The sequence below is a fragment of the Streptomyces sp. NPDC059456 genome (genome assembly GCF_042750055.1).
Classification (GTDB): Bacteria; Actinomycetota; Actinomycetes; order Streptomycetales; family Streptomycetaceae; genus Streptomyces.
In genome coordinates, this window is record NZ_JBHYVA010001005.1 from 1 (window position 1) to 2,065 (window position 2,065).

Annotated in this window: 4 protein-coding genes; 1 reads left to right on the forward strand and 3 read right to left on the reverse strand. The window is 75.0% G+C overall.

The genetic code is table 11. The features are described 5' to 3' along the window. A partial coding sequence (locus ACFXA3_RS41575) for an MFS transporter (protein ID WP_385196545.1) occupies nt 1–332 on the reverse strand: 332 nt, incomplete at its 3' end. A gap of 182 nt (nt 333–514) precedes the next feature. On the opposite strand from ACFXA3_RS41575, the gene ACFXA3_RS41580 reads away from it, so the two are divergent. Beyond that, the gene (locus ACFXA3_RS41580; protein ID WP_385196547.1) at nt 515–973 is read left to right on the forward strand and encodes a MarR family winged helix-turn-helix transcriptional regulator; all 459 of its coding nucleotides are present in this window, start codon (nt 515–517) and stop codon (nt 971–973) included. 13 nt (nt 974–986) lie between these two features. Here ACFXA3_RS41580 and ACFXA3_RS41585 read toward each other — a convergent pair whose 3' ends face one another. Further along, on the reverse strand, nt 987–1,514 hold the full coding sequence (locus ACFXA3_RS41585) for a hypothetical protein (protein WP_385196550.1): 528 nt from the start codon (nt 1,512–1,514) through the stop codon (nt 987–989). After that, nucleotides 1,511–2,065: RNA polymerase sigma factor (locus ACFXA3_RS41590; protein ID WP_385196552.1), on the reverse strand; the 555-nt coding region annotated here is incomplete at its 5' end. The genes ACFXA3_RS41585 and ACFXA3_RS41590, both read right to left, overlap by 4 nt.

The following is a 2,065-nucleotide window of genomic DNA, read 5'->3' on the forward strand; positions in this document are numbered from 1 at the left end:
GTATAAGAGACAGCACCATGGGCGAGGGAGGCGACGACGCGGCCGGCGAGCATGACGCCGAAGGCGGGGGCGAGCGCGGAGAGCACGTTGCCCGCGATGAACAGGCCCATGAGCAGCATCAGCATGCGCTTGCGGGGGATGCGGGTGCCCAGGACGGTCATGAGCGGGGCGCCGAGGACGACGCCGAGGGCGTATCCGGTGACCAGGAAGCCGGCGGTGGGGATCGAGACGCCGTAGTCGGCGGCGACCTCGGGGAGCAGGCCCATGATCACGAATTCGGTGGTCCCGATCCCGAAGGCCCCGATGGCCAGGGCGAGGAGTGCGAGAGGCATGAGGGGTGCCCTTCAAGGGGAGGGTGGCGGCGCTGTCGCGACACTTGCCGTCGCCGCTTACGTGCGTCCACATTAATTGCAGACGCGGGATATTTACAAACGCGGGCTATTGCGGCCGTGACCTATCCTGGGAGGGCGCCCGTGGGGACACGGGCCGGGAAACGGTTCGAAGGAGAGCAGCCATGACGGCCACCGACAGCGCACTGACCGGCCTCGCCCAGGGCTGGTGCGCCCTCTCCCTGCTGCACGGGAGGATCGAGGCGCACATCGAGCGGGCCCTGCAGAGCGGCCACGGGCTGAGCGTGCGCGAGTACTCGCTGCTGGACGTGCTGAGCCGCCAGCACAGCGGCCCCGGCGGCCACCTGCGGATGCACCAGGTGGCCGACTCGGTGGTGCTCAGCCAGAGCGCGACCACCCGGCTGGTCAGCCGTCTGGAGGACCGCGGGCTGCTGAACCGCTACATCTGCGACACGGACCGCCGGGGCATCTACACCGACGTGAGCGAGGCCGGCCTGGCGCTGCTGGCCGCCGCCCGGCCGACCAACGACGCCGCGCTGCGCGAGGCGCTGCGCGAGGCCGCGGCCCGCCCCGAACTCGCCCCGCTGGTCGCGGCCGTGGAGAACACCCCGGGCCGGGTCTAGTGCGGTCGCCGCACTAGCTCTTCGAGGGGGCCGCGCTCGGGGAGGCGGCGCTCGGGGAGGCGGCGCGCGACGGCGCGGGGCTGCCGGAGGGGGTCCGGGACGTCGACGGCCGCGCCGAGTGCGGGCCCGACGGGGTCGGCGTCGGCGAGGGCGCCTGGGCCGGGCGGGTTCCGGGGGACCTGGACGGCGGCGGGGACGGCTGCACCGACGGGGTCGGGGTACCGGTGCCCGAGCCCGGTGTCGGCCCCGGGCCGGTGAACTCGGGGGGCGAGGCGGGCGGCACCGGGCGGGCCGGGGACGCGTCCGGGCCCAGTACGAGGTAGCCGGCCACGGCGGCGGCCGCCGCGGCCAGTCCCGCCAGCGGCAGCGCATACCGGCGCAGGTCCGGCCGCAGCCACGCCGCGTGCAGTCGCCGGACGTGCGGACCCGGCGGGTCCGCGGGGCGCAGCCCGCGGATCGTGACCCCGGCCGCACGGGCGTCGAGGGCCTGGCGCAGCCTGCGTTCGACGAGGCGTTCGCCGGTGTGTTCGCCGTGCGTCATATCCGTCCCTCCAGGGTCCGTTCCAGCGCGTCCAGGGCGCGGCTCGCGTTCGACTTCACCGCTCCCCGGCTGATCCCGAGGGTGGTCGCTATCTCCGCCTCGCTGAGGTCGGCCCAGTAGCGCAGTACGAGCACCTGCCGGCGGCGCGGGGTCAGCCGGCCGAGTGCGGCGAGGACCTCGCGGTGTGCCTCGTCGAGGACGACGTGGTCCTCCGCGGAGGGGATGTCGGCGGTCGCGGGCGGGGTCCAGGCCCGGGCCGTGCGCCGCCGGCGCAGCACGGACCGGGAGGTGTTGACGACGGCGGTGCGCAGGTAGCCGAGTGCGTTGTCGACCTCGCCGATGTGTTCCCCGTGGCGCCGGTACAGGGCGGTGAAGGCGTCCTGGACCACGTCCTCGGCGGTGGCCAGGTCGTCGACGAGCAGCACCGCCAGCCGGACCATGCGCAGCCGGTGGGCGTGGTAGAGCTCGGTGACGGTGGGCTGCCGTGCGTCGCCGCGCGGCTCGGTCCCGTACGCGGCCGCCCGCCCGGGGCCGTACCCGGGCCGGGGGCC

Coding starts and splice junctions, on each gene's coding strand:
- ACFXA3_RS41580 (WP_385196547.1), top strand. CDS start 515: ATGACGGCCACCGACAGCGCACTGACCGGCCTCGCCCAGGGCTGGTGC.
- ACFXA3_RS41585 (WP_385196550.1), bottom strand. CDS start 1,514: ATGACGCACGGCGAACACACCGGCGAACGCCTCGTCGAACGCAGGCTG.